Annotated in this window: 20 protein-coding genes; 7 read left to right on the forward strand and 13 right to left on the reverse strand. The window is 65.8% G+C overall.

The window, feature by feature from the left end; genetic code table 11:
• Nucleotides 1-78: 78 nt before the first annotated feature.
• Nucleotides 79-1536 (forward strand): M48 family metalloprotease, encoded by a 1458-nt coding sequence (locus DY468_RS21830; RefSeq protein WP_199851815.1) that lies wholly within the window; start codon nt 79-81, stop codon nt 1534-1536.
• Nucleotides 1537-1615: 79 nt separating this feature from the next.
• On the opposite strand, the gene DY468_RS21835 is transcribed toward DY468_RS21830, so the two are convergent.
• The 5 genes from DY468_RS21835 to DY468_RS21860 form a co-directional block, all read right to left on the reverse strand.
• Complete coding sequence (locus DY468_RS21835) at nt 1616-2740, reverse strand: CarD family transcriptional regulator (RefSeq protein ID WP_234822302.1); 1125 nt, start codon at nt 2738-2740, stop codon at nt 1616-1618.
• Nucleotides 2741-2981: 241 nt separating this feature from the next.
• Nucleotides 2982-3320, reverse strand: a complete 339-nt coding sequence (fdxA, locus tag DY468_RS21845; RefSeq protein WP_164607310.1) for a ferredoxin FdxA — start codon at nt 3318-3320, stop codon at nt 2982-2984.
• A gap of 74 nt (nt 3321-3394) precedes the next feature.
• Nucleotides 3395-3664, reverse strand: a complete 270-nt coding sequence (locus DY468_RS21850; protein WP_164607312.1) for an RNA-binding S4 domain-containing protein — start codon at nt 3662-3664, stop codon at nt 3395-3397.
• A gap of 30 nt (nt 3665-3694) precedes the next feature.
• Nucleotides 3695-7006, reverse strand: coding sequence for a helicase-related protein (locus DY468_RS21855; RefSeq protein ID WP_164607314.1), 3312 nt, complete (start codon nt 7004-7006; stop codon nt 3695-3697).
• A gap of 301 nt (nt 7007-7307) precedes the next feature.
• Entirely contained in the window at nt 7308-8183 is an 876-nt protein-coding gene (locus DY468_RS21860; RefSeq protein ID WP_164607316.1) for a DUF3108 domain-containing protein, read from the reverse strand.
• Between the two features lie 302 nt (nt 8184-8485).
• Between DY468_RS21860 and rpmB the strand changes: the two genes are divergently transcribed.
• A complete protein-coding gene (gene rpmB / locus DY468_RS21865; protein WP_164607318.1) occupies nt 8486-8791 on the forward strand; it encodes a 50S ribosomal protein L28 in 306 nt (101 codons plus the stop codon).
• Nucleotides 8792-9115: 324 nt separating this feature from the next.
• Nucleotides 9116-12346 carry a PAS domain S-box protein gene (locus DY468_RS21870; RefSeq protein WP_164607320.1) on the forward strand — a complete coding sequence of 1077 codons (3231 nt, stop codon included), beginning with the start codon at nt 9116-9118 and terminating at the stop codon, nt 12344-12346.
• Between the two features lie 36 nt (nt 12347-12382).
• Here the strand turns inward: DY468_RS21870 and DY468_RS21875 are convergent, their stop codons facing one another.
• Genes DY468_RS21875 through cobS form a run of 4 tightly spaced genes read right to left on the reverse strand, consistent with a single transcriptional unit; the run spans nt 12383 to nt 16857 of the window.
• A complete protein-coding gene (locus tag DY468_RS21875) occupies nt 12383-13522 on the reverse strand; it encodes an esterase-like activity of phytase family protein (RefSeq protein WP_164607322.1) in 1140 nt (379 codons plus the stop codon).
• A 23-nt stretch (nt 13523-13545) separates the two neighbouring features.
• Nucleotides 13546-15450 carry a cobaltochelatase subunit CobT gene (gene cobT, locus DY468_RS21880; protein ID WP_164607324.1) on the reverse strand — a complete coding sequence of 635 codons (1905 nt, stop codon included), beginning with the start codon at nt 15448-15450 and terminating at the stop codon, nt 13546-13548.
• Entirely contained in the window at nt 15447-15857 is a 411-nt protein-coding gene (locus DY468_RS21885) for a GNAT family N-acetyltransferase (protein ID WP_164607326.1), read from the reverse strand. Before DY468_RS21885 ends, cobT begins: the two co-directional genes overlap by 4 nt.
• A gap of 4 nt (nt 15858-15861) precedes the next feature.
• The gene (gene cobS, locus DY468_RS21890; protein WP_107342711.1) at nt 15862-16857 is read right to left on the reverse strand and encodes a cobaltochelatase subunit CobS; all 996 of its coding nucleotides are present in this window, start codon (nt 16855-16857) and stop codon (nt 15862-15864) included.
• A gap of 279 nt (nt 16858-17136) precedes the next feature.
• On the opposite strand from cobS, the gene DY468_RS21895 reads away from it, so the two are divergent.
• On the forward strand, nt 17137-17760 hold the full coding sequence (locus tag DY468_RS21895; RefSeq protein WP_164607328.1) for a DedA family protein: 624 nt from the start codon (nt 17137-17139) through the stop codon (nt 17758-17760).
• Between the two features lie 46 nt (nt 17761-17806).
• Here DY468_RS21895 and DY468_RS21900 read toward each other — a convergent pair whose 3' ends face one another.
• Nucleotides 17807-18451 (reverse strand): J domain-containing protein, encoded by a 645-nt coding sequence (locus tag DY468_RS21900; protein ID WP_164607330.1) that lies wholly within the window; start codon nt 18449-18451, stop codon nt 17807-17809.
• A 118-nt stretch (nt 18452-18569) separates the two neighbouring features.
• On the opposite strand from DY468_RS21900, the gene DY468_RS21905 reads away from it, so the two are divergent.
• Nucleotides 18570-18839 (forward strand): BolA family protein, encoded by a 270-nt coding sequence (locus tag DY468_RS21905; protein ID WP_164607332.1) that lies wholly within the window; start codon nt 18570-18572, stop codon nt 18837-18839.
• Nucleotides 18840-18851: 12 nt separating this feature from the next.
• On the opposite strand, the gene DY468_RS21910 is transcribed toward DY468_RS21905, so the two are convergent.
• From DY468_RS21910 to DY468_RS21920, 3 genes are read right to left on the reverse strand one after another with little or no spacing between them, the layout of a single operon-like run.
• Nucleotides 18852-20213, reverse strand: a complete 1362-nt coding sequence (locus DY468_RS21910; protein ID WP_164607334.1) for a hemolysin family protein — start codon at nt 20211-20213, stop codon at nt 18852-18854.
• Nucleotides 20214-20260: 47 nt separating this feature from the next.
• Complete coding sequence (aroB, locus tag DY468_RS21915; RefSeq protein WP_164607336.1) at nt 20261-21406, reverse strand: 3-dehydroquinate synthase; 1146 nt, start codon at nt 21404-21406, stop codon at nt 20261-20263.
• The gene (locus DY468_RS21920) at nt 21403-22020 is read right to left on the reverse strand and encodes a shikimate kinase (protein ID WP_164607338.1); all 618 of its coding nucleotides are present in this window, start codon (nt 22018-22020) and stop codon (nt 21403-21405) included. The genes aroB and DY468_RS21920 overlap by 4 nt, the downstream gene beginning before the upstream one ends.
• Before the next feature lie 147 nt (nt 22021-22167).
• Here DY468_RS21920 and DY468_RS21925 point away from each other — a divergent pair, with 147 nt between their 5' ends.
• The gene (locus DY468_RS21925) at nt 22168-22314 is read left to right on the forward strand and encodes a hypothetical protein (protein WP_011156073.1); all 147 of its coding nucleotides are present in this window, start codon (nt 22168-22170) and stop codon (nt 22312-22314) included.
• A 16-nt stretch (nt 22315-22330) separates the two neighbouring features.
• The coding region (locus DY468_RS21930) for a site-specific tyrosine recombinase (protein WP_164607339.1) at nt 22331-23285 on the forward strand (955 nt) is incomplete at its 3' end.

Raw genomic sequence — 23285 nt, forward strand, 5'->3', positions numbered from 1 at the left:
GGACTGAAGGGCCCGAAAGAGAGCTGTCGCGTGAATTGCGGTGAAGCACGGCGTAACTTCCGGAAGGGCCGCCGCCCGGTGGCGGCGTGGCTGCTGCTGAGCGCTGCGCTGGCGCTTTCGGGGTGCGGCGACCCCAGCCGGTTCGAGACCGGGCCGGTTGCGGCGGTGCCTGCGGCCAAGCCCGTGCGCCCCGCGGCGCAGTCGCCCGCGGCGGAGCGCGAGCACGAGCGCATCCTGGCGACCTATGGGGGCGCCTATGATGATCCCAAGCTGGAAACGCTGATCTCCGGCATCGTCGACCGGCTCGTCGCAGCCTCCGACCGCCCGGATCTCGCCTACAAGGTGACGATCCTGAATTCCGGCGCCGTCAATGCCTTTGCGCTGCCGACCGGACAGCTCTACGTCACCCGCGGCTTGATCGCGCTCGCGACCGACACCTCCGAATTGTCGTCGGTGCTGTCGCACGAGATGGCCCACGTCCTCGCCAAGCACGCCGCGATCCGCGAGGACCAGGCGCGGCAGGCGGCGCTGGTCGCGCGCGTGGTCACCGACATGGGCAACGACCCCGGCATGACCGCGTTGGCGCTGGCGAAAACCAAGCTGTCGATGGCGAGCTTCTCGCGGCAGCAGGAGCTGGAGGCCGACGGCATCGGCATCGGCATCTCGGCGCGGGCGCAATTCGATCCTTACGGCGCGGCGCGGTTCCTGACCGCGATGGAGCGCAACGCGGCGCTGAAGGCCAGCCGTGGCACCAGCGACGGACGTACCGACTTTCTATCGTCCCATCCGGCGACCCCGGAGCGGGTCGCCAACGCACAGAATAACGCCCGGCAGTACACAGCCCCGCAAGGCGGCTGGCGCGGCGAACGCGGCGAGCGCGACCGCGAAGCCTATCTGAATGCGATCGACAACCTCGTCTATGGCGAGGATCCGAGCGAAGGCTTCGTGCGCGGCCGGCGCTTCCTGCATCCCAAGCTCGGCTTCACCTTCCAGGTGCCGGACTCGTTCACGCTCGATAATACGGCCCAAGCGGTGATCGGACTGCGCGAAGGTGGCAATCAGGCGATGCGGTTCGACGTCGTCCGGGTGCCGGCGGAGCAGTCGCTCGCCGATTATCTGAATTCCGGCTGGATGGAGAACGTCGACAAGAGCTCGACCGAAGAGCTGACCGTCAACGGCTTCCCGGCCGCGTCGGTGACGGCGCGTGGCGAGCAATGGCAATTCAGGGTGTACGCGCTGCGGTTCGGCAGCGACGTGTACCGCTTTATCTTCGCGACCCGGCAGCGCACCGCCGAGAGCGACCGCAACGCCCGCGACACGGTGAATTCGTTCCGGCGGCTGTCGCTCGATGAAATCCAGGCGGCGCGCCCGCTGCGCATCAAGGTGATCACCGTGCAGCCCGGCGACACGGTCGAATCGCTGTCGCACCGGATGTCCGGCGTCGATCGGCCGCTCGACCGTTTCCGCGTGCTGAACGGTCTCGACGCCCATGCCCAGGTCAAGCCGCGCGAGCTGGTGAAGATCGTCGTCGATTGAGCGCGAGGGTCGCGTTGCGCCCACGAAAAAGGCCCGGCTGGATGGCCGGGCCTCGATCTCACGAACCGAAGACGATCGCTTACGCGGCTTCGTCGGTCACCGACTCGTCGTCGGAATCGCCGTCGGCATCCGTATCGGCCTCGGCATCGCTTTCCGCCTCGGCCTTGGCGCCGCGTCGGGGGCTCTTGGCGAGCTGGCTCTCGACTTCCTTGACGGCTTCGGTCTCGGTGATGTGCTGCACCACCGCGATCTCGCGCGACAGGCGGTCGAGCGCCGCTTCATAGAGCTGCCGTTCGCTGTAGGACTGCTCGGGCTGAGACTCCGAGCGGAACAGATCGCGGACCACCTCGGCGATCGCAACGATGTCGCCGGAGTTGATCTTCGCTTCGTATTCCTGAGCGCGGCGCGACCACATCGTGCGCTTGACGCGAGCGCGGCCCTTCAGGGTCTCCAGCGCCTTCTTCACCAGCGCCGGATCGGACAGCTTGCGCATGCCGACATTGCCGACCTTCGCGGTGGGCACGCGCAGCGTCATCTTGTCCTTGATGAAGTTGATGACGAACAGCTCAAGCTTGGCGCCCGCGATTTCCTGCTCCTCGATCGCCAGAATCTGGCCGACGCCGTGGGCCGGATAGACCACGAATTCGTTGGCCTTGAAGCCCTGACGCTGGGTCACGGCCTTCTTCGGCTCCTCGACGCGCGCCTGCGCCGGAGCCGCCGGCTTGGACGCCGCCACCGGCTGCTTCACGTCCGGCTTGACCGCTGCCTTGGCAACCGGCGCCTTCACCTCGGTCCTGACCTCGGCCTTCACCTCCGCCTTCGGAGCGACGGCAGCCTTGGCAGGCTTCGCCGCCGGCTTGGTTGCTGCGGCGGGCTTGGAGGTCGCCGGCTTGGCGGGAGTTTTCGCAGACTTGGTTGGCATTTCACTTCTTTTGATTTTCGAGGACTTGAAGGCCGGAGCTTTGGAGGCCGAAGCCTTTGCAGCAGACCCCTTTGCGGTAGCGTGTTTGGTGGCGCTCGCCTTGCCGGCGCCCGCCTTGGTCTGGGTCTTGGAAACAGAAGCCTTTGCGGCGGTCGCTTTGGCGGCTGTCCGGGTGTCCTTGACAGAAGCCTTCGAACGGCTCTTTGTGGCTCCGCGGCTGGCCGCAGATGCCGACTTGGCACCCTTTGAAGAAACACTCGTTTTACGCGTTTTCTGTGACACAGCCTGCGCGTGGAACCGCCACGCCCCTGTTCGTTGCTTTTGACGGGGAACCCTCTCCCGGCCGCGAAAACGGCGCGCCGGAGTTGACGAATGTGCTAAATATAGCACATTTCCCGCAAAAATCAATGATTTATGACGATTCCAGCCCATTCGGAGCGGTGCTCCGGGGCGCATCTCGTCAACAGGGTTAAGCTGGTCGGCCGGCTGAGCCGGCCTCTCAAGACCTACAGCAGACTTCGGCTCAGTCGCCCGAACCCGGCTCCGCAGAGAAATACTTCTCGAACTTGCCCGACTGACCGTCGAACTCCTTGGCGTCCGCAGGAGCTTCCTTCTTCTGAGTCAGATTCGGCCACGTCTTGGCGTATTCCGAATTCAGCGACAGCCACTTCTCGAGGCCCGGCTCGGTATCCGGCTTGATCGCTTCGGCCGGGCATTCCGGCTCGCACACGCCGCAGTCGATGCATTCGTCCGGGTGGATGACCAGCATGTTGTCGCCTTCGTAGAAACAATCCACGGGGCAAACTTCCACGCAGTCGGTGTATTTGCACTTGATGCAGTTTTCAGTGACGACGTAAGTCATCCCAACGCTCCGGAACGGTTCTAATTTTGAGTGTTTGCGTACCGCAGGAGCTCCGCAGCCGCAAGTGAAGATGCCTATTCCCGTGGCATTCCGAGATCGGCATAAAGTCCAGTAACCGACTCGGCGTCGCCGCGGCGCTCTGTAAATCCAATCACCTTCAACACCCGCACGCTACGATCCAGCGCAATCGTCAGCACGTCGCCGGACTTGATGCCGTGTCCAGGTGAGGTCTCGCGCACGCCGTTGATGCGGACATGGCCGTGTTCGACCAGAGCGGCAGCAGTGGTGCGCGCACGGACAACACGCGCGTGCCACAGCCATTTATCGAGACGCTGACGCTCCAAGCCCGAACCATCGGCAGTGCCGGCGCAGTGCTAGTCCTTGCGGCCGGCGGTGAGTTGCTCCTTCAGCGCGGCGAGCTTGGCGAACGGCGAATTCGGATCCATCGGCCGGTCGCGCTCACGCGGCGCGCTGGAGTGCACCTGACGATGCGAGCCGCCGCCCTGATTGTCGCGGCCGCCCTTCGGCCCGCCCTGACGCTTGTCCTGGAATTTGTCGCGGCCCTTGAAGCGCTCGCGCGGGGGCCGTCCTTCGCCGGAGGCCTCGCGTCGGTCGCCTTCCTGATTGTTGCGGTCGCGACGGAAATCACCCTTGCCGCGACGGCCGCCGTTGCGGTCGCCCCTGGCTTCGCCGCTCTCGCCTTCGTTCGCGCCAGCGGCGGCGCCGTGCTGCGGGCGATTGCGATGACGGTTGCGGTCGTGGCGCGGCCGATGCTCGTCGGAGCGTCCGCCCGGACGCCAGACTTCGACCAGCTCCGGCTCGGCCTTGGCGGCCGGCGCAGCTTCTGCGGCGCTGGCTTCGGACGTGCCCTCAGCGGCCGGTGTCTCGCTGGTTGTTGTCTCGGCGGTCGGCGCGTCAGCGGCAGAGCCTTCGCTCGCTGCGCTCGCCTCGGCGGCCTGCTCCGCGGTTTCGGTGTCCGAAGCCGCTGCGGCGGGCTCGGTCGGGACAGCTTCGGACTGGTCGACAACCGGCTCGTCGGCTTTGGGTTGTTCGTCGACGCTCGGCGCGGCCTCGGTCGCCTCGTCCTCAGCCGAAGACGGCTCGAACGCGATCGCGCCGGCCAGGATGGCCTGATCCTCGGCCGACATCTCGGTCGCGGGCGACGCCTCGGCCGCGGCAGCGGGGGGCGCGGCTTCGGCGGCCTTCGGGGCCGGCGGTGGCGCCGGGCGCCGCTCCATGCGGTAGCCGAGCGCCTTCAGAATCGATGCGAAATCTTCGCCGGCCGAACCGGTCAGCGACGTCATCGCCTGAGTGACGACGAAGCTGCGGCCGTCGAATGCGCCGGCCGGCTTCTCACCGGGGGCGCCTTCGCGCCAGGCGAGGGCGGGCCGGATCAGATCGGCGAGGCGTTCGAGGATGTCGACGCGCACAGCGCGCTCGCCGCACAGCCGGTAACCAAGTGTGCGGTAGGCGTCGCGATCGAGCGCCTTGTCAGCCGGAAACGACGTGCGGCCGCTGCCGGCCAGATGCTGCGCGCTGGACAGCGCGGCAAGGTCGACATTGTCCTGCTTCTGCGCCCACAGCAGCGAGGCAAGCGCCCGCGCCGCCGGCTTCAGCAGCGACGGGAAGTAGATGTGGTAGGCGCCGAACCGCACGCCGTATTTGCGCAGGGTCGCGCGCGACGGCTGGTCCAGGTCCTTCATTTCGGTCGCGATCTTGGCGCGCTCCAGCACGCCGAGCGACTCGATCAGCTGGAAGGCGATGCCGCGGGCGATACCGCTGACGTCCTCGGCTTTGCCGAGTTCGAACAGCGGGCCGAGGATCTTCTCGACATGCGTGTTGAGCCACAGGTCGAGGCGCGCCTGCACCGCTTCGCGCGGCGCTCCGGCGAGCCGATCGTCCGCGATGATCCGCAGCCGCGGCCGCAACACGTCGTCGGAGCCGACCAGCCGCGCGACCGCATCGCCGGTCCAGCGAATGGTCCCGTCGGAGGTCAGAATGAACTGATCGTCGGGCGCGTTCGACAATTTCTCGGCGCGCGCGTCGATTTCGCCGGCCAGCGCCTTTTGCGCCGTCGCCTGCAACGCCTTCGCATCCGAGCCGGCCTCGGCCGCGTCGGGCGCAAAGGTGAAGCCGTCGAGCCGACCAATCACATGGCCCTCGACGATCACCTCACCAGTCTTGCCAATTTCCGTATTCAACATCGTGTTTTCCCGCAGGCGGCGCATCAATACACTGGTCCGACGATCGACGAAACGTTCCGTGAGCCGTTCGTGCAACGCATCTGACAATTTATTTTCGATTTCGCGCGATAAACCCTGCCAATGCTCGGGGTTGGTGAGCCAGTCGGGGCGGTTGGCCACGAAGGTCCAGGTGCGGATTTGGGCAATTCGCGCGGAAAGCGTGTCGATACCGCCGTCGGTGCGATCCGCCTGATCGATCTGGGCGGCGAACCAGCTATCCGGAATCCGCCCCTTTTGCATCAAGAAACGGTACAGCGTCATCACCAGCTCGGCATGGGCTGCCGGTGCGATCTTACGGTAGTCCGGAACCTGACAGACATCCCATAGCCGCTCCACGGCTGCTTTTCCCTGCGCGAATTCACGCACCTCGCCGTCGCGGGCGACGTGGTCGAGCACGCGGAGATCCTCGGCGACAGGCGCGCGGGTCAGCGCTTCGTGCCGCGGCGTCTCCGCCAGCGACACCTGGAGCGCGCCGATCGAGGCGAAATCCAGCTCGGCGTTGCGCCATTGCAGCATCTTCACCGGCTCGAAGCTGTGGTTCTGCAGGGCATTGACCAGCTCAGGCTCGAACGGCGCGCAACGCCCGGTGGTGCCGAAGGTGCCGTCCCGGGTGGCGCGTCCGGCGCGCCCGGCGATCTGAGCGAATTCTGCCGGCGTCAGGCGCCGAAACTGATAGCCGTCGAATTTGCGGTCCGACGCGAAGGCGACGTGGTCGACGTCCAGGTTGAGCCCCATGCCGATCGCGTCGGTGGCGATCAGGTAATCGACATCGCCGGACTGAAACATCGCCACCTGGGCGTTGCGGGTGCGCGGGCTCAGCGAGCCCAGCACCACCGCGGCGCCGCCGTGCTGGCGTTTGATCAGCTCGGCGATCGCATAGACCTCGTCGGCCGAGAACGCCACGATCGCTGTCCGGCGCGGCTGCCGGGTCAGTTTACGGTCGCCGGCATATTCGAGCTGCGACAGCCGCGGCCGGGTGACGATACTGGCGCCGGGCAGCAGCCGTTCGATCATCGGCCGCATCGTCGCGGCGCCGAGCAGCAGCGTCTCGTCGCGGCCGCGCCGGCGCAGAATGCGATCGGTGAAGACGTGGCCGCGCTCGAGATCGGCCGCGATCTGGATTTCGTCCACGGCGAGAAACGACACATCGAGATCGCGCGGCATCGCCTCGACGGTCGACACCCAGTAGCGCGGCTGTTTGGGCTTGATCTTTTCCTCGCCGGTCACCAGCGCCACCGCATGGGCGCCGACCTTGTCGACGATCTTGTTGTAGACCTCTCGCGCGAGCAGCCGCAGCGGCAGGCCGATCAATCCGGACGGGTGTGCGACCATCCGTTCGATCGCCAGATGGGTCTTGCCGGTGTTGGTCGGTCCCAGCACGGCGGTCACACCCGCACCGGGGACGCGGTCATTGGTAAACGCTTCAGAGTACAGATTGGGCATTTCGACTGGATTTCTGCGTGGTCGCGGTCAGATGTGTGTCACATTGCGACGCCGCAGCAATCGCCGATTAAGGGCTGGAACGAGTCCGGAACGAAACGCGGCCGAATCGCTGACTCGCTCGAAGCCAAGCGTGGTTGCCCCAATATCTCGTACCGAAGCCGGGCGAGCGCTCAAGATCAGGTGAAATGACAGGCCGAAATCCTCTTGGCCGGGATGAGTCCGCGGCGACTCATGCGTTCCGCGATTCCGTCGGGAGTCAACACGATTCGAAGCCGTCGGCAGGACGGTGAGGCGCCGCGCGTTATTGCGTCCGGGAGGCCGATTTCGGCGGAGACGCCTGAGTGATGAATTGCGTCGCTTCCAGCACCGCATTGCCGAGCGGCGTCGGGATCTTCAGCTTGTACGGCGCCAGCACGCGGGTGCCGGCGATCGGCGCCAGCCAGACCTCCATGTCGCGCTGCTTGGTCAGGTATTTGATCGCGGCGCGATCCGGGATGTAGCCGGAGACCGGGTTGAAATACACCGCGCAAACCAGCGCCGGTCCGCGATAGCCCTTTTCGGCTTTCACCGTTTCGGTCCGCTTGTATTCCATGCGCAGATCGTAGCGCATCCGGCCATCGAAGATCGGCGTCGATACCCGGCATGAATCCGGGCTGAGCAGGTCGCCGGTGCCGGGCACACGCAAGAACGACGCCGTCATCGGATCGATCACGCCGCGGCGGTGTGCATCGGTCACCGGAATGCGATCATCGTCCGGCGGCGGTTCGGGCTCGATGCTCGAATCCTTGACGTTGCCGTTGGCGAGCGTGATCCGGATTGTCTCGGTCTTCTTGCCGCCTGTGATGCTCGCCATGTAGTTGCCGGGCACGAACTGGCCGTTGATCACCCGGCCCTGCGCTTCGCCGCGGCCATGGCCGCTGGAGAACGCCTGCATGACGCCAGACGTGGCGCCGGTGGCGGACGCCGAATAGAAATCATCATCGACCTGAATCACCCAGGCGCCCTTGCCGACCTCGATGCCGGCGAGCGAGGCTTCATAACGGGCGTCGAGCTTGCCCTGCGCAACCGCAGGCGCTGCCGTCAGAATCGCGGCGCCGGCCAGCAACCCGGCCAGACCGGCACGCCGGATCGGCGCGGAAGTGACCTGGGTAGCGGGGCGACGAATACTGGTGCTCACAAACGATGTCCTGCCTGGCGCCGGGCGCGCTGTCGATGGGGCAACGCGCACCGGGCCGATCAGTTGATGTCGGAACCGATTACGTCCTTTATATGGTGTCAGATGCTTGATGGTGCGGACAATTCCGCGTATCGGCGAGCACCGCGCGGCAGTTCCCGATTCGCCAATTTCGGGTTCCGGCGCAGCCGTCGCTTGACGCTGCGCCCCAGCCCTTTTATAGGTCCGCGGTTCCTGAAAACGGACGAATGATGAAGCCCCGTGCCTGCTGGTGGGCCGGCGGGGGATGACAGAGGATTTTCGCCATGTCTCGGCGCTGCGAACTGACCGCCAAGGGTGCCCAGGTCGGCCACAAGGTCAGCCATTCGAACATCAAGACCAAGCGGCGTTTCCTGCCCAACCTGGTCAACGTCACTTTCCTGTCGGACGCGCTCGGTCGCGCGGTACGGCTGCGTGTTTCGACCAACGCGCTGAAGAGCGTCGACCATCGTGGCGGTCTCGACGCCTATCTGCTCAAGGCTCGCGAAGCCGAGCTGTCGCCCAAAGCGGTGGAGCTGAAGCGCGCGATTGCCAAGAAGACGGCCGGCGCGCCGGCTGCTGCGGCGAGCTGATCGCCGCTCCCCAGCGGACGAATATGATCGAAATTTCGGCGGCCGGGTCGTTCGACCCGGCCGTTTTGTCGTGCTTGCCGTTCAGTCGAAGGTATTAGGGTCCTTGGTGCGATCGACTGCCAGCGATCGACGTGCGGGGGCCTCGTATCACTACCAGTAATATACATTTGTTCGAATCACGTACTTTCCCGAGGTGACGGAGCGGACGGCCGATCGCACAACTTCTCTCCTTCGGTGGGATCGCCCGATGGATTGCGGACCGCAGCAGAAGCCGCCGCCGGCGCCACGGTGAGTGCCGATGCGGTCACCATTGCAGGGGCCTCCATGAAACTGTCGACCCGGCTGACCCTCGCCATGGTAGCGCTGGTCTTGGTGACCACCGCGGTCCTCGGATTTCTGAACTACCAGAACGTCGTCGACCTGGTGATGCCGCGGGCGCTGATGCGGCTGCAAACACACGCCGAGCTCAACGCTCTGCTGATTGATACGTCGCTCAAGGGTACCCATGCGGATGCTGTCGGCGCTCAGTCGTCGTCGGCGTTACGCGAGCTCCTCACCGCGCGGCGCGACAGTATTCAGAGTACGGGCGCCGAGCCCGAGAACTGGCGCAAACGGATCGAGGAGCGCTTTTTCGCCGAGATGGTGGCCAAGCCGAGCTGCGCGGTTCTGCGCATCATCGGCCCGGATGATGATGGCCGCGAACTCGTGCGGGTCGACCGGCGCGGCCCAAACGGCAGCATTCGCGCGGTGGCGCCGTCGGAGCTGAGCCGGCGCGGTGACCGGGCGTACTTCAAAGAAGCCATGGCGTTGCCGCCGAAACGGGTGGCGATGTCGAAGGTCGAGCTCAACAACAGCACGCCGACGCCGGATCAGCCTCGCGTGCCGACGGTGCGGACGATGGTGCCGATCGACGACGCCGACGGTACACGGCTCGGAATTCTCGTCATCAATACCGATCTGCGCGGATTGTTCGAGAGGATCCGCGAGAGCAGCGACGGCAGCAGTACGATCTATGTCGTCAATGCGAACGGCGATTACCTGCTGCATCCCGACCGATCGCGTGAATTCGGCTTCGATCTCGGGCGCCCCAGCCGGATCCAGGACGATTTCCCGCGTCTGGCCGATCTGCTGCTCACCGGAAACGCCGGCGAGATCCAGCCGACGCTGGTCACCGATCGGGCCGGCGCTCGGTTCGGCGTGGGGTGGGACTGGACCGAGTTGCCGGACGGCCCGCGGCTCGCGGTAGTCGAAACGCGGCCCTATGCGTCGCTCACGTCGGTGCAGACGGCAGTGAGGAATTCCACCGTGCTGGGCGGAACGGTGGCGATCCTGGTTGCGATGCTGATGGCGTTTCCGCTGGCACGCTCGCTGACTCGCCCGTTGGTCCGGATCACCAATTCGATCGTGGCGTTCTCCTCGAGCGGTGTACCGGTCGAGGTGAAGACCGGTGGCGGCCATGAGATCAATATGCTGGCCGATGCGTTCAGCCGGATGGCGTCGGAATCCCAGCGCAAGGCGGTGGCGCTCGCTTCCGAAGTCGAGCAGCGCTCGCGGATCGCCGAAGTGCTGCAGAACACCATCGACAACATGGTCGATCCGGTGCTGGTTGCCGATGCCGGGGGCATGGTGATCCTGACCAACCCCGCGGCGCGGGAGACCTTCGGGCAGCTATCCGGCGTCGGCGTCCTCAACACCACAAGATCGTTCGACCGGTTCGACGCGGACGGCAATCCGATGGTGCAGGATCAGTCGCCGCTGCTGCGTGCCTATCGCGGCGAGACGATCGTCAATTTCGAGTTCGCGGTGCAGCCGATCGGCTCCGGTCGCCGCTCCTATTTGATCGCCAACGGCCGCCCGCTGCGGAACGAGGCCGGCGAGATCCAGGGAGCGGTGATGGTGTATCACGACATCACCAAGACCAAGAAGGCCGAGGAAGCGCTCCGTCGCAGCGAGCAGATGTCGCGCGCGATCATCGACACCGCGCTCGACGCCTTCGTGCAGCTCGACGCCCAGGGCCGGATCACCGACTGGAGCCCGCATGCCGTATCGCTGCTCGGCTGGTCCCGGGAGGAAGCGATCGGACAGGATTTCGGCGAACTGGCGCTCGCGCCCGACCACAACCGAGATGTCAAGACCGGCTATCGACGCTTCATCGAGGCGATCGAGCACGACATGAGCGTCATCCAGGGCCACCGTATCGAGGTCGAGGCGGTCCGGCGCGATGGTTCGCCGATCGCGCTCGAAGTGTCGATGACGGCGCTGCCGGTCGAAGGACGGTTCGTCGTCAACGCGTTCATGCGCGACCTGACCGAGAAGATCGCATTCGAAGAACAGCTTCGGCAGTCGCAGAAGATGGAGTCGATCGGGCAGCTCACCGGAGGCATCGCGCACGACTTCAACAACATGCTGACGGTGATCACCGGCACGATCGACATCATCAGCGACGGTGTCGCCGATCAGCCGCAGCTCGCGGCGATCGCCAAGCTGATCAGCGAGGCGGCCGACCGCGGCTCCGAGCTGACCAGGCTGCTGCTGGCCTTCGCCCGCAAACAGCCGCTGCGACCGGACGAAACCGGGGTCAACGCGCTGCTGGCCGGCCTGCAGAGCCTGTTGCGACCGACCCTGGGCGAGCGAATCGAAGTGGAGACCGTGTTGGCGCCCGACACCTGGCCGATCTATGTCGACCGCGGACAGCTCGAGTCGGCACTGGTCAACCTCGCCGTGAACGCGCGCGACGCGATGCCGAAGGGCGGCAAGCTGACGATCGAGACCAGCAACGTCATGGTCGATCCGGATCTCGGCAAGAGGTTGGGCGATTTGGCGCCCGGCGACTACGTGATGATCTCCATCACCGATTCCGGCAGCGGCATCCCGGAGGCGATCCGCAACAAGGTGTTCGATCCGTTCTTCACCACCAAGGAAGTCGGAAAGGGCACCGGCCTCGGCCTCAGCATGGTGTACGGCTTCATCAAGCAATCCGGCGGACACATCACGCTGGACAGCGAAGAGGGACAGGGCACGACGTTCCGGCTGTATCTGCCGCGTGCCCAGGCTGAGGTTGATGCGGATGCTGCGCCGTCGATCGAGCCGAATCCAGTCGGCGGCACCGAGACGATCCTGGTGGTCGAGGACGACGCCATGGTGCGTAGCTACGTCAACGCCCAGCTCAAGAGCCTCGGCTATACGACGCTGTCGGTCAGTAACGCCGCTGCGGCGTTGTCGATCGGCGAGAGCGACACCGCGTTCGACCTGCTGTTCACCGACGTGGTGATGCCCGGCGCGATGAACGGCGTTCAGCTCGCGGTCGAAATGGCCAAACTCCGCCCGGGCCTGAAGGTGCTGTACACCAGCGGCTATTCGGAGAATGCGCTGATTCACAACGACCGGATCGACTCCGACGTGCTGCTGCTGTCGAAGCCGTATCGGCGCAGCGATTTGGCGCGGATGATCCGCCGGGCGCTGACGCCGGGGCAGGAGCCCGAGGCGGTGCGTTCGATGTCGGCGGCTGCCGAGTCGCTCAGAGCCAGCAGGGCCGCTGCGGCGTGGACCGGGTGACAACGGCTCCGGCGCAATGGCAGGTCGCGCGGCCTCTCAGTCCGGCTCGAGCGTGAATTGCAGCAGCAGGGTTCGCTGCAGCATCGAGAAATTGTCGTCCGACACCATCGTCAGCACGGTCGCGCCGCCGGCGTCGATATGGACGTTGAGCCCCTCCATATTGTCGATCTCGTTGCCGAGATCGGCCTCGAAGATCGCGGGCCCGTCCACCGTCGCGCCCGGACCGATCGTGCTGAGCGCGATCCGCCGGATCCGGATGTGCACGCCTTCGAACCAGGAGAACTTGCGCTCCAGGATCAGCAGCTCCTCGCCACCCGGCAGCAGTGCCGCGTCGGAAATGTCGTAGGTCTCGGTGCGGCGCACCGAGAATTGGCCGGGTGTCCTGCCGCCGATCAGGAAGCCGACGATGTTGCGCTCGGCATCGAGGCCGCGTTCGGACAGCGCGATCAGCGTGCCGGCCAGCGCGTGCGGCTTCGGCACCACCACCAGCGATTCGATGCCCTTGTTGTTGGGCAGCTTGCGCAGCGCCGGCGGCACCGCGATCGGATGGCCACGGGCGCGGACGCCGTCGCGGCCGAAGTCGAATTTGACGATCTGGTTGACGCGCTCGAAGCCCACATAGGCGGTGCCGCCGTCGAACGCGAGCGACTCGCTGTCGTACCATTTGCGCGACCGCAGCGGCGTGCCGTCGGGGCCGAGCAACGGTGCGGCTTCGACGTCGGCAAGACCGCTCATCGCGGTGCCGTCATAGACGATGCGGCCGGTGAACCAGGTGGCCTTGTCGCTGACTGCAACGAACCGCTCGCCGCGCGGATCGAGCCGCAGGCCGGACAACCCGCCGAAGCCGCGGAAACTCGACGTCAGGATCAGGCCGCTGCGAAATTGCAGCGAACCGAACTGGCGATGGGCCCGATCGCGAAGATCGAAATGGTCGATGGGGCGAGCCCGCACCTCGATCGCGCGCGGCGCCGGCGGTGTCAGCTCGTCGGCTTCGGCCGGTTTGGCCTGCGCCAGCGCCGTTGTCGGCGAGAACGAAGCCAGCGCCACGGCACCGCCGAACGACAGGCCGCCAGCCAGAAGGTGCCGTCGCGTCGTCGCGCCGAGGTCTGGCGCGCCAGCGCCGGTCGTCGCCGCGTGGTCGCTCCGTTGACCGGTCTCGCCCCGCAGAGCGCTCATCGGCTCATCTCAGCCTGATGCGCTCACGAATGCAGCCGGCGGCGGCGCGGTCCCGGCGCCGCGGCGGGCGCGGCGGTCTCGCTGAACAGCTCGGCGAGCTTTTCGGTGATGGCGCCGCCGAGCTCTTCGGCGTCGACGATGGTCACGGCGCGGCGGTAATAGCGCGTCACGTCGTGGCCGATGCCGATCGCGATCAGCTCCACCGGCGAGCGGGTCTCGATCTCCTCGATGATGTGGCGCAGATGCCGTTCGAGGTAGTTGCCCGGGTTGACCGACAGCGTCGAGTCGTCGACCGGGGCGCCGTCCGAGATCATCATCAGGATCTTGCGCTGCTCGGGCCGGCCGAGCAGGCGCTTGTGCGCCCAGTCGAGCGCCTCGCCGTCGATGTTCTCCTTCAGAAGCCCCTCGCGCATCATCAGCCCGAGATTCTTGCGCGCGCGCCGCCACGGGGCGTCGGCGGACTTGTAGATGATGTGGCGCAGGTCGTTGAGTCGGCCCGGATTGGCCGGCTTGCCGGCGGCGAGCCACGCCTCGCGCGACTGCCCGCCCTTCCAGGCCCGGGTGGTGAAGCCCAAAATCTCGACCTTGACGCCGCAGCGCTCCAGCGTGCGCGCCAGAATGTCGGCGCAGGTCGCCGCCACCGTAATCGGGCGACCGCGCATCGAGCCTGAATTGTCGAGCAGCAGCGTCACCACGGTGTCGCGGAAGGTCGCTTCCTTCTCGTTCATGAACGACAGCGGATGGAACGGGTCGATCACCACGCGTGACAGACGCGCCGGGTCGAGGATGCCTTCTTCGAGGTCGAAGTCCCAGGCGCGGTTCTGCTGCGCCATCAGCCGGCGCTGCAGCCGGTTGGCGAGGCGCGCGACGATGCCCTGCAGATGCGCGAGCTGCTTGTCGAGATAGCTGCGCAGCCGCTCCAGCTCGTCGTGATCGCAGAGGTCTTCGGCGGCGACGATCTCGTCGAACTTCGGCGCGAAGGCGTGATACTCCGGCCCGCGCGGCTCGTTGGCGCCGCGATTGTGCGGCCGGGTGGCTTCGCCCGGCGTGTCGTCCTCGCCGAGCTCGGAATCGTCGAAGGCGTCGGAAGTGGACGCCTGCGCGCTTTCCATCTGGCTGTCGCTGACCTCGTCGGTGGTCGCCTCGGCCTGCTCGGCGCTCATTTCCTGGGCCGACTCGCCTTCCGGCTGCCCTTCGGCGCCACCCTGGTCGTTCTCGCCTTCCTGCTTGTCGTCCTGGTTGTCTTCCTCGTCAGTGTCGGTGTCGCGATCGTCGCCGAGCTCGAGCGCGTCGAGCATGTCGTGGATCATGTCGCCGAACTTCGCCTGATTGTCGGCGAAGCGTTCGAGCTGATCGAGCCGCGGCCCGAGTTTGTCTTCCAGCACCGGACGCCACAGGTCGACCAGCTTCTTGGCCGCCGTCGGCGGCGCCAGCCCGGTCAGCCGCTCGCGCACCAGCATCGCCAGTGCGTCCGACAGCGGCGCGTCGGCGCGGTCGGTGATCTCGTCGAATTTGCCGCGATGGAAATGATCGTCGAGCATCGCGGTGAGGTTCTTGGCGACGCCGGCCATCCGCCGCGAACCGAGCGCTTCGACCCGCGCCTGCTCGACCGCCTCGAACACGCCGCGCGCCTGCGGATTGCCCGGCATCAGCTTGCGATGCACTTTCGGGTCGTGGCAGGCGAGCTTGAGCGCGATCGAATCGGCGTGGCCGCGGACGATCGCCGCGTCCTTCTTGCTCATCTTCCGCGCCGGCTCCGGCAGCCGTGCCTTGCCCGGCGCGAGGCCGGGGCGCTCGGCCGCGAAACTGACTTCGAGCTCCGGCGCTTTCGCGATCGCGCGCAGGCACGAGGTCACCGCGCGCTTGAACGGCTCGGTCGGCGCTTCCTTCGATCCGGTGCGGAGTTTGCTGTTGGTCGTGGTGCTCATAGCGCTTTCATGAACCAGTGCCGCGTCACATCGTCAGGATAACCGTCGATGACGCCGAACTTTTTATAACCGCAGGTCGAATAGAAGCCTGGAGCCTGAAAGCTCATCGTGTCGAGATATGACCTCGTGGCTCCAAACTTCCGTGCTTCGTCCTCGATTGCCGCGAGCAACTTTCTGCCGTGTCGTTTGCCCCGGTAGGCCTGCTCGATCCAGAAGTACTGGATGAACAGCACCGTCGACCACATCTCGCCGACGACGCCTCCGACGATTTGCTCTCCGTTTCGCAGTGAGACGGCGAAGCGCTTGTACTTCTGCCGTCCCCACTGCTCTTTGTTGTAAGCCTTCAGTCCGTCGAGAACCGCCTTCTTGGTCTTGCCATAAGTGCGGTCGACGGAAACTGAAGGCATGGGATCAGCTCATCGCGATGTTGACCGAGCTCTCCGGCAGCTCGGCGTTGAAGCAGCGCTGATAGAATTCGGCCACCAGCGGGCGCTCCAGCTCGTCGCATTTGTTGAGGAAGGTGACGCGGAACGCGAAGCCGATATCGCCGAAGATCTCGGCGTTCTCCGACCAGGTGATCACCGTGCGCGGGCTCATCACCGTCGACAGATCGCCGTTGGCGAAAGCGTTGCGGGTGAGGTCGGCGAGCCGGACCATCTTGTTGACGATGTCGCGCCCTTCGGCGTTGCGATAGTGCTTGGCCTTGGCGAGGATGATCTCGACTTCCTCGTCGTGCGGCAGATAGTTCAGCGTGGTCACGATCGACCAGCGGTCCATCTGACCTTGGTTGATCTGCTGCGTGCCGTGATACAGGCCGGAGGTGTCGCCGAGACCGATGGTGTTGGCGGTGGCGAACAGCCGGAACGCCGGATGCGGCTTGATCACCTTGTTCTGGTCGAGCAGCGTCAGCCGGCCGGAAATTTCGAGCACGCGCTGAATCACGAACATCACGTCCGGGCGGCCGGCGTCGTATTCGTCGAACACCAGCGCGACGTTGTGCTGCAGCGCCCAGGGCAGGATGCCGTCACGGAATTCGGTGACCTGCTTGCCGTCGCGAACCACGATGGCGTCCTTGCCGACCAGATCGATACGGCTGATATGGCTGTCGAGGTTGACGCGCACGCACGGCCAGTTGAGCCTTGCGGCGACCTGCTCGATATGGGTCGATTTGCCGGTGCCGTGGAACCCGGTCACCATCACGCGCCGATTCTTGGCGAAGCCAGCCAAGATCGCCAGAGTGGTGGCGCGGTCGAAACGGTAATCCGGATCGACATCCGGAACGTGAGGGTCGACCTCGGAATAGGCGGGAACTTCAAGGTCACTGTCGATGCCGAAGACCTGCCGGACCGACACCTTCATGTCAGGTAACCCAGTGATCTCCGGAGCGGTGGTCGTAGCGGCGGTCATCAATCCTCCGTGGTCCCGGACGCGCCCGAAACCCGATCTTCGTTGGTGGATGCGGTTGAGTGCGGAATTGAACCTAGCAGAGAGCCGCGATCCGCAGAAGCCCGCGGCGCGATCAAAGTTCCGTCGATGTTTCATCGAGATAGGTGCATGACGCGGTTTTGTGAAGGCTGTGTTGCGAATTCGGTGGGCGATGCCGAATCGCCGTGCAACCTTTCGGCAGGGCGGAGGTCGTAAGCTGTCGCGCCTATCGGTTCGTTCTGATGCGGAGTCCGCACGGCCTTGAGTTCACTGCTCGACCCGCTGGTTCAATTTGCCGCGTCGCATCCTGGACTCGCGTATCTGGCGCTGTTCCTGGCTGCTCTGCTCGAAGCCGTTCCGGTGCTCGGATCGCTGGTGCCGGGGTCGACGGTGATCCTGGCGCTCAGCGCGCTGATTCCCGGCGGCCAGATCAGTCTGGCGGGCGCTCTCGCATCGGCGGTCGCCGGCGCGCTGATCGGCGACGGCGCAGCATATTGGACCGGTCACCGCGCGCAGCGCCGCATCCTCAGCGCCTGGCCGTTGTCGATCTATCCGGACGTGGTGGCGCGCGCGGAGGCCTTTTTCCTGCGCTATGGCACCTGGGCGGTGCTGTTCGGCCGGTTCGTGCCGCCGATCCGCGCCTTCGTGCCGGTCACCGCCGGGGCGCTGCAAATGACGCCGGCGCGGTTCTTCGCGGTCGACGTGCCTGCGATTCTGTTGTGGGCGCCGGCGCACGTGCTGCCGGGCGTGCTGGCGGCCACCGCTCTGGAGCGCAGCCACGCGTCACTGCACCACTGGCTGCCGGTGCTGGCCGGCGTGGTCGGAACGCTGGCGGTGGCGTTTTGGGCATATCGCCGCTGGAAGGGCGTCGAGCCGACCGGTTAGCCCCTGAGCGGTCGAGATCATCGTCTCGTGGCGACGAGACGACAGCTCAGCTTCGGACCACCGTTTTCAGATAATTGTACGCCTTGATGATTTCGATCAGACGATCTTCGGTCGAGCGGTCGCCGCCATTGGCGTCGGGGTGATGCTGTTTCACCAGGGCCTTGTACTTGGCCTTGACCACTTCGAGCGTGGCGTCGCTGTCGAGGCCCATCACCTGCAGCGCCTTGCGCTCGGCGTTGAATACCTTGCGCGGCTCGGCGCGCACCTCGTCGGCCGGATCCGGCCCGCGACGCCGGCGACGGCTGCCGGTGAATTCGTTGAAGACGTTGAACGGATCGGCGGCGCCTTCGAGATCCTCGGGGCTGCGGGCGCGGCTGCGCGCGCCGTTCTGTCCCATCTTCCAGGTCGGCCGATGTCCGGTCAGCGCGTCTTTCTGATAGCGCGCGACGTCGTCGGGATCCATGCCTTGGAAGAAATTGTAGCCCTGATTGAATTCGCGGACATGATTGAGGCAGAAGTGCCAATAGTCCTTTTCGTAGCCGCGGCCCTTCGGGGCACGATGCGCAGCGCGGCTGGTGCAGCCGGGCGCATCGCACATCCGCACCTGTTCGCGCGCGGCTTCGCGTGCCACTTCCGCGGCCCGCGGCTTGACGCGGATCTTGTCGAAGAATTTGGACGAGTCGATTGGCATGAGCGGACTTTGACTACGCAACGTTGCGGGCTTCAAGTCTTGACATTCGGAGTAGTGCCCCGGTTGATGCGTCGCAGACGGATTTGACGGAATAACGGCCGAGGGTGGGCATCAAGATATGGGCACGCAGGACACTATCACGAAGAAGTTGCGCGAAGCTTTCACCCCGGAAAGCCTCGATGTGATCGACGAGTCTCATCTGCATGAAGGCCATGCCGGCCATTCCGGCCGCAGCGAGACTCATTTTCGCGTCAATATCGTGTCGGCCGCCTTTGCCGGCAAGAGCCGGATCGATCGCCATCGCATGGTCAACGACCTGCTTGCACCGGAACTGAAGGGCAGCGTCCACGCGCTGGCCATCAAGGCCAAGGCGCCGGACGAGGCCTGAGCGAAGATTCGGTCAGACCGATCCGGCGCGCGACTTTCGGCTCTTCGTCTGAATCAGATCGGCCTCACCGTCGCGCGGCACCGGCGAGATACGCAGCGTCGTGATGCGGTTGCGTTCACGGCGCAGAACCCGGAAGCGGAAGCCGTGGAAGGTGAAGTTCTGGCCGCGCTCGGGAATCGACCGGGCCTCGTGAATCACCAGGCCGGCCACCGTGGTGGCCTCCTCGTCGGGAAGCTCCCAGTTCATCGCGCGGTTGAGGTCGCGAATCGGGACCGAGCCGTCGACCACCACCGAGCCGTCGGGCTGGGTGCGGACGCCGGCCACCACCACGTCGTGCTCGTCGGAAATATCGCCGACGATTTCCTCGAGGATGTCCTCGAGCGTCACCATGCCTTCGACTTCGCCGTATTCGTCGACCACCAGCGCGAAGTGAGTCTTGCGGGTGCGGAACGCCTTGAGCTGTTCTGACACCGGGCGCATCTCCGGCACGAACCAGGGCTGCAGCGCGATCTTGCCGATGTCGATCTTGGAGGCGTCGCCATCGGCGGCCCGCAGCGCACGCAGCAGATCCTTGGCGTGCAGCACGCCGACGATGTTCTCCGGTTTGTCACGCCACAGCGGCACGCGTGTGTATTCGGTGGCCAGAACTTCCTTCACCAATTGTTCGCTGGGTTGATCGGCATTGACGGTGACCATCGAGGTCCGATGCACCATCACGTCCGACACTACCAGTTCGCCGAACCGGAACACGTTCTGGATGTACTCGGCCTCGCCACTCTCGATCTTGCCGTGCTCGGCGGACTCGCCGACCAGCCCCTCGATCTCGACGTCGGTGAGGATTTCGTGCTCGGAGTTTTCTTCGACGCCGAGCAGTTTCAAGACGCCGCGCGAGGCCTGATTCAGCAGCCAGTTCAGCGGATACAGCAGAATGAACGAGACGTGCAGCGGGTAGGCGATCCACTGCGACACCGGTTCGGGCTGGCGGATCGCCAGCGTCTTCGGCACCTGTTCGCCGATCACGATGTGGAGCGAGGAGAAGAACAGGAAGCCGCCGAGAAACGCGATCAGATGCTGTGCCGATTCCGACAGGCCCATCGGCTCCAGCACTGGCGCGAGCAGCGCCGATACGGTCGGCTCGCCGACCCAGCCCAGACCGAGCGACGCCATGGTGATGCCGAGCTGACAGCAGGCCAGATAGGCTTCGACGTTGCCGAGGATGTGCTGCACCAGCTCGGCGCCGAACCGCTGCTTCTCGACCATCGCCTTGATGCGGAAGCCGCGGCTGCGCACCAGCGCGAATTCCGCAGCCACATAGAAGGCGTTGGCGATCAGCAGCAGGACCGCGATCAGGACGTTGCTCAGAGTGGAGTTCATGATGCTCTTGGGTTCGCCTGCGTGACCGCGGGGCGCCGCAGCGGCGTTTAGGCTTCAGCCAGCTTCCGCTGCAGGAAGTCGCGCACTGGCGCCGGCTCGACCTTATTGGCGATCACCGCGCGGCCGATGCCTTCCATCAGGATGAAGGTGAGTTCGCCGCGCTTGACCTTCTTGTCCTGCGCCATCAGCGCCATCAGCCGGTCGGCATCGGCGAGGCCTTCCTGGGTGAAGCCGGCGATGTCCTGCAGCCGCGTCGGCAGCCCGACCTCGGCCAGATGCTTGGCGAGCCGCTGGGCGTCGGCCGCCGGCATCATGCCGCGTTCGGCGGAGAACTCCGCCGCCAGCACCATGCCGATCGCAACGCCCTCGCCGTGGAACAGGCGGTCGGAGAATCCCGTCGCCGCCTCCAGCGCGTGGCCGAAGGTGTGGCCGAGATTGAGCAGCGCCCGGTCGCCGGTCTCACGTTCGTCGCGGGCCACGATCGCGGCCTTGGCCCGGCACGAGGTGGCCACCGCGTGCTCGCGGGCAGCGCCGCCGCTGAACAGCTCGGCGTGGTTGGCTTCGAGCCAGGCGAAGAACGCTTCGTCGCCGAGCGCGCCGTATTTCGCCACTTCGGCATAACCGGCGCGAAACTGCCGCTGCGACAGCGTATCGAGGATCGCGGTGTCGGCCAGCACCAGTACCGGCTGATGGAAGGTGCCGATCAGGTTCTTGCCCTGCGGCGAGTTGATGCCGGTCTTGCCGCCGACCGAGGAGTCGACCTGCGCCAGCAGCGAGGTCGGCACCTGCACGAAATCGACGCCGCGGCGCAGCAGCGAGGCCGAGAAGCCGGCGAGGTCGCCGATCACGCCGCCGCCGAGCGCAATCACCAGATCGTTGCGTTCGATCTTGGCGGCGATCAGCGCCTCGCACACCTGTTCGAGCCCCGCGTAGCTCTTCGAACTCTCGCCTTCGCCGACGATCACCGACGCATGTGCGATGCCGGCCTCGTCCAGCACCTCCTCGGTGCGCTTCAGCCAGGTCTTCGCCACGGTGCGATCGGTCACGATCGCGGTGCGGGCGCCGGGGCGCAGCTTGGCGATCCGCTGGCCCAGCGAGGCGATCACGTCGCGGCCGATCACGATCTCATAGGCGCGGTCGCCGAGCGCGACCTCGACGGTGATCGGAGCGGAATGTGTCTGCGGGGCGTTCATGAAGTCTCGCTCAAGGTTGGGGCGGACGCGCCGCACAGATAGTGATGGAGAGCGGCGACGCATTCGTCGACGATCTTTTCGTGCGGCACGTCGCGCGACGCGATGGTGATGTCGGCTTCGCGGTACTGCGGATGGCGCTCGGCGATCAGCCGCGCGATGGTGCCGGCCGGATCGGGTGTCTTCAGCAGCGGGCGATCGGCGCGGCGCTTGACCCGGCGCAGGATCACGTCGGCCTCGGCCTCCAGCCACATCGAGATCGCCTTTTCGCGAATCCGGTCGCGGGTCTCCTCGCGCATGAAGGCACCGCCGCCGGTCGCCAGCACCTTGGTGCCGCCATCCAGCAGCCGGGCGATCACCCGAGCCTCGCCGTCGCGGAAATGCGGCTCGCCATGGGTTTCGAAGATCTCCGGGATCGTCATCGCGGCGGCCGTTTCGATCTCGGTGTCGGCGTCGAGAAACGGCAGCCCGAGCCGCAGCGCCAGCCGGCGCCCGACGGTGGATTTGCCGGCGCCCATCATGCCGATGAGCACGACCGGGCGATCGCCCAGCGCCGCGACGATCTCGGCTTCCTGGGGCGACCTGCCGGCAGCAGCCGTCGGTACGGTTTCAGACATTCGCGGCATCCGTGGGACTGAAAGGCCAAGCTATACTACCCCCGTCGCCGGGCTTGCCAGAGTCTCTTGCAAGGGACGGGCGAACATGGTCGTAGTCGGCCGTCCTCGCCCAAACGCCCGCCTGTTCGCTGCCGCCGAGATTGTCGAATGCCCACCCTGTTTCGGTTCCTGACGGTGATCGGTGTGGTGGGCGGTATCATCTACGGGACGATTTTCGCGCTGGCCAATTTCGTCGGGCCGAACAGCCGGGAAATGACCGTGACGATCGGGCCGGACAAATTTCTCAAGAAATAGCCGCTAGGCTGGTCGCATGCGTCGACCGCGAACCATATCCAGAGCCGCCGCCCTGCCGGAGCCCGAGGCTCAGGCTGAGCCGCTGCGTCCCGTCTCGTATTCGGATGCCGGACTGACCGAGCTGTTTCTCGACATGATCGCGGCCGAGCAGGGCGCCTCCGCCAACACGCTCGACGCCTATCGGCGCGATCTGGCCGACCTGTCGCACTTCCTGTCCCGCCGCCGGCTCAGCATCGGCTCCGCCGACACCGCGGCGCTGCGCGGCTATCTGGCCGATCTCGACAAGCGGGGCTTCGCCACCTCAAGCGTCGCCCGGCGGCTGTCGGCGCTGCGCCATCTGTTCCGGTTTCTGCTCAGCGAGCGGATTCGCGCCGACGATCCGGCCGCGATCCTGGCCGGGCCGAAGCGGGGCCGCAGCCTGCCGAAAGTGCTGTCGATTGCCGATGTCGACCGGTTGCTCGCCTGCGCGCGCCAGGAGGCCGACGCCGCAGAGGGGCCCGCGCGGCAGCGCGCCGCCCGGCTGAATTGTCTGCTCGAAGTGCTGTACGCGACCGGCCTGCGCGTTTCGGAGCTGGTGTCGCTGCCGCTGTCGGCAGCCCGGCGCGACGCCCGGATGATCGTGGTCCGCGGCAAGGGCGACAAGGAGCGGCTGGTGCCGCTCAATGCCGGCGCCAAACAGGCGATGGCGCGCTATCTCGAAGAGGTCGCGACCGCCACGAAGGAAGCCAAAGGCGCGCCGGCCTCGAAATGGCTGTTCCCGTCCTTCGGCGAGAGCGGGTATCTGACCCGGCAGCATTTTGCCCGGGATCTGAAGGATCTGGCAGCGCGCGCCGGACTGTCGCCGCGGCTCGTCAGTCCGCATGTGCTGCGCCACGCCTTCGCCAGCCATCTGCTGCACAATGGCGCCGACCTGCGGATCGTGCAGACCCTGCTCGGCCACAGCGACATCTCGACCACCCAGATCTACACCC

This window comes from Rhodopseudomonas sp. BR0M22 (assembly GCF_010907035.1).
Lineage (GTDB): Bacteria > Pseudomonadota > Alphaproteobacteria > Rhizobiales > Xanthobacteraceae > Rhodopseudomonas.

Bases quoted from the DNA above. Each gene is read 5' to 3' on its own strand.
- DY468_RS21875 (WP_164607322.1), bottom strand. From the start codon at position 13,522: ATGAGCGCTCTGCGGGGCGAGACCGGTCAACGGAGCGACCACGCGGCG.
- DY468_RS21855 (WP_164607314.1), bottom strand. From the start codon at position 7,006: ATGCCCAATCTGTACTCTGAAGCGTTTACCAATGACCGCGTCCCCGGT.
- rpmB (WP_164607318.1), top strand. From the start codon at position 8,486: ATGTCTCGGCGCTGCGAACTGACCGCCAAGGGTGCCCAGGTCGGCCAC.
- cobT (WP_164607324.1), bottom strand. From the start codon at position 15,450: ATGAGCACCACGACCAACAGCAAACTCCGCACCGGATCGAAGGAAGCG.
- DY468_RS21920 (WP_164607338.1), bottom strand. From the start codon at position 22,020: ATGTCTGAAACCGTACCGACGGCTGCTGCCGGCAGGTCGCCCCAGGAA.
- fdxA (WP_164607310.1), bottom strand. From the start codon at position 3,320: ATGACTTACGTCGTCACTGAAAACTGCATCAAGTGCAAATACACCGAC.
- cobS (WP_107342711.1), bottom strand. From the start codon at position 16,857: ATGACCGCCGCTACGACCACCGCTCCGGAGATCACTGGGTTACCTGAC.
- DY468_RS21925 (WP_011156073.1), top strand. From the start codon at position 22,168: ATGCCCACCCTGTTTCGGTTCCTGACGGTGATCGGTGTGGTGGGCGGT.
- DY468_RS21870 (WP_164607320.1), top strand. From the start codon at position 9,116: ATGAAACTGTCGACCCGGCTGACCCTCGCCATGGTAGCGCTGGTCTTG.
- DY468_RS21910 (WP_164607334.1), bottom strand. From the start codon at position 20,213: ATGAACTCCACTCTGAGCAACGTCCTGATCGCGGTCCTGCTGCTGATC.
- DY468_RS21885 (WP_164607326.1), bottom strand. From the start codon at position 15,857: ATGCCTTCAGTTTCCGTCGACCGCACTTATGGCAAGACCAAGAAGGCG.
- DY468_RS21905 (WP_164607332.1), top strand. From the start codon at position 18,570: ATGGGCACGCAGGACACTATCACGAAGAAGTTGCGCGAAGCTTTCACC.
- DY468_RS21900 (WP_164607330.1), bottom strand. From the start codon at position 18,451: ATGCCAATCGACTCGTCCAAATTCTTCGACAAGATCCGCGTCAAGCCG.
- aroB (WP_164607336.1), bottom strand. From the start codon at position 21,406: ATGAACGCCCCGCAGACACATTCCGCTCCGATCACCGTCGAGGTCGCG.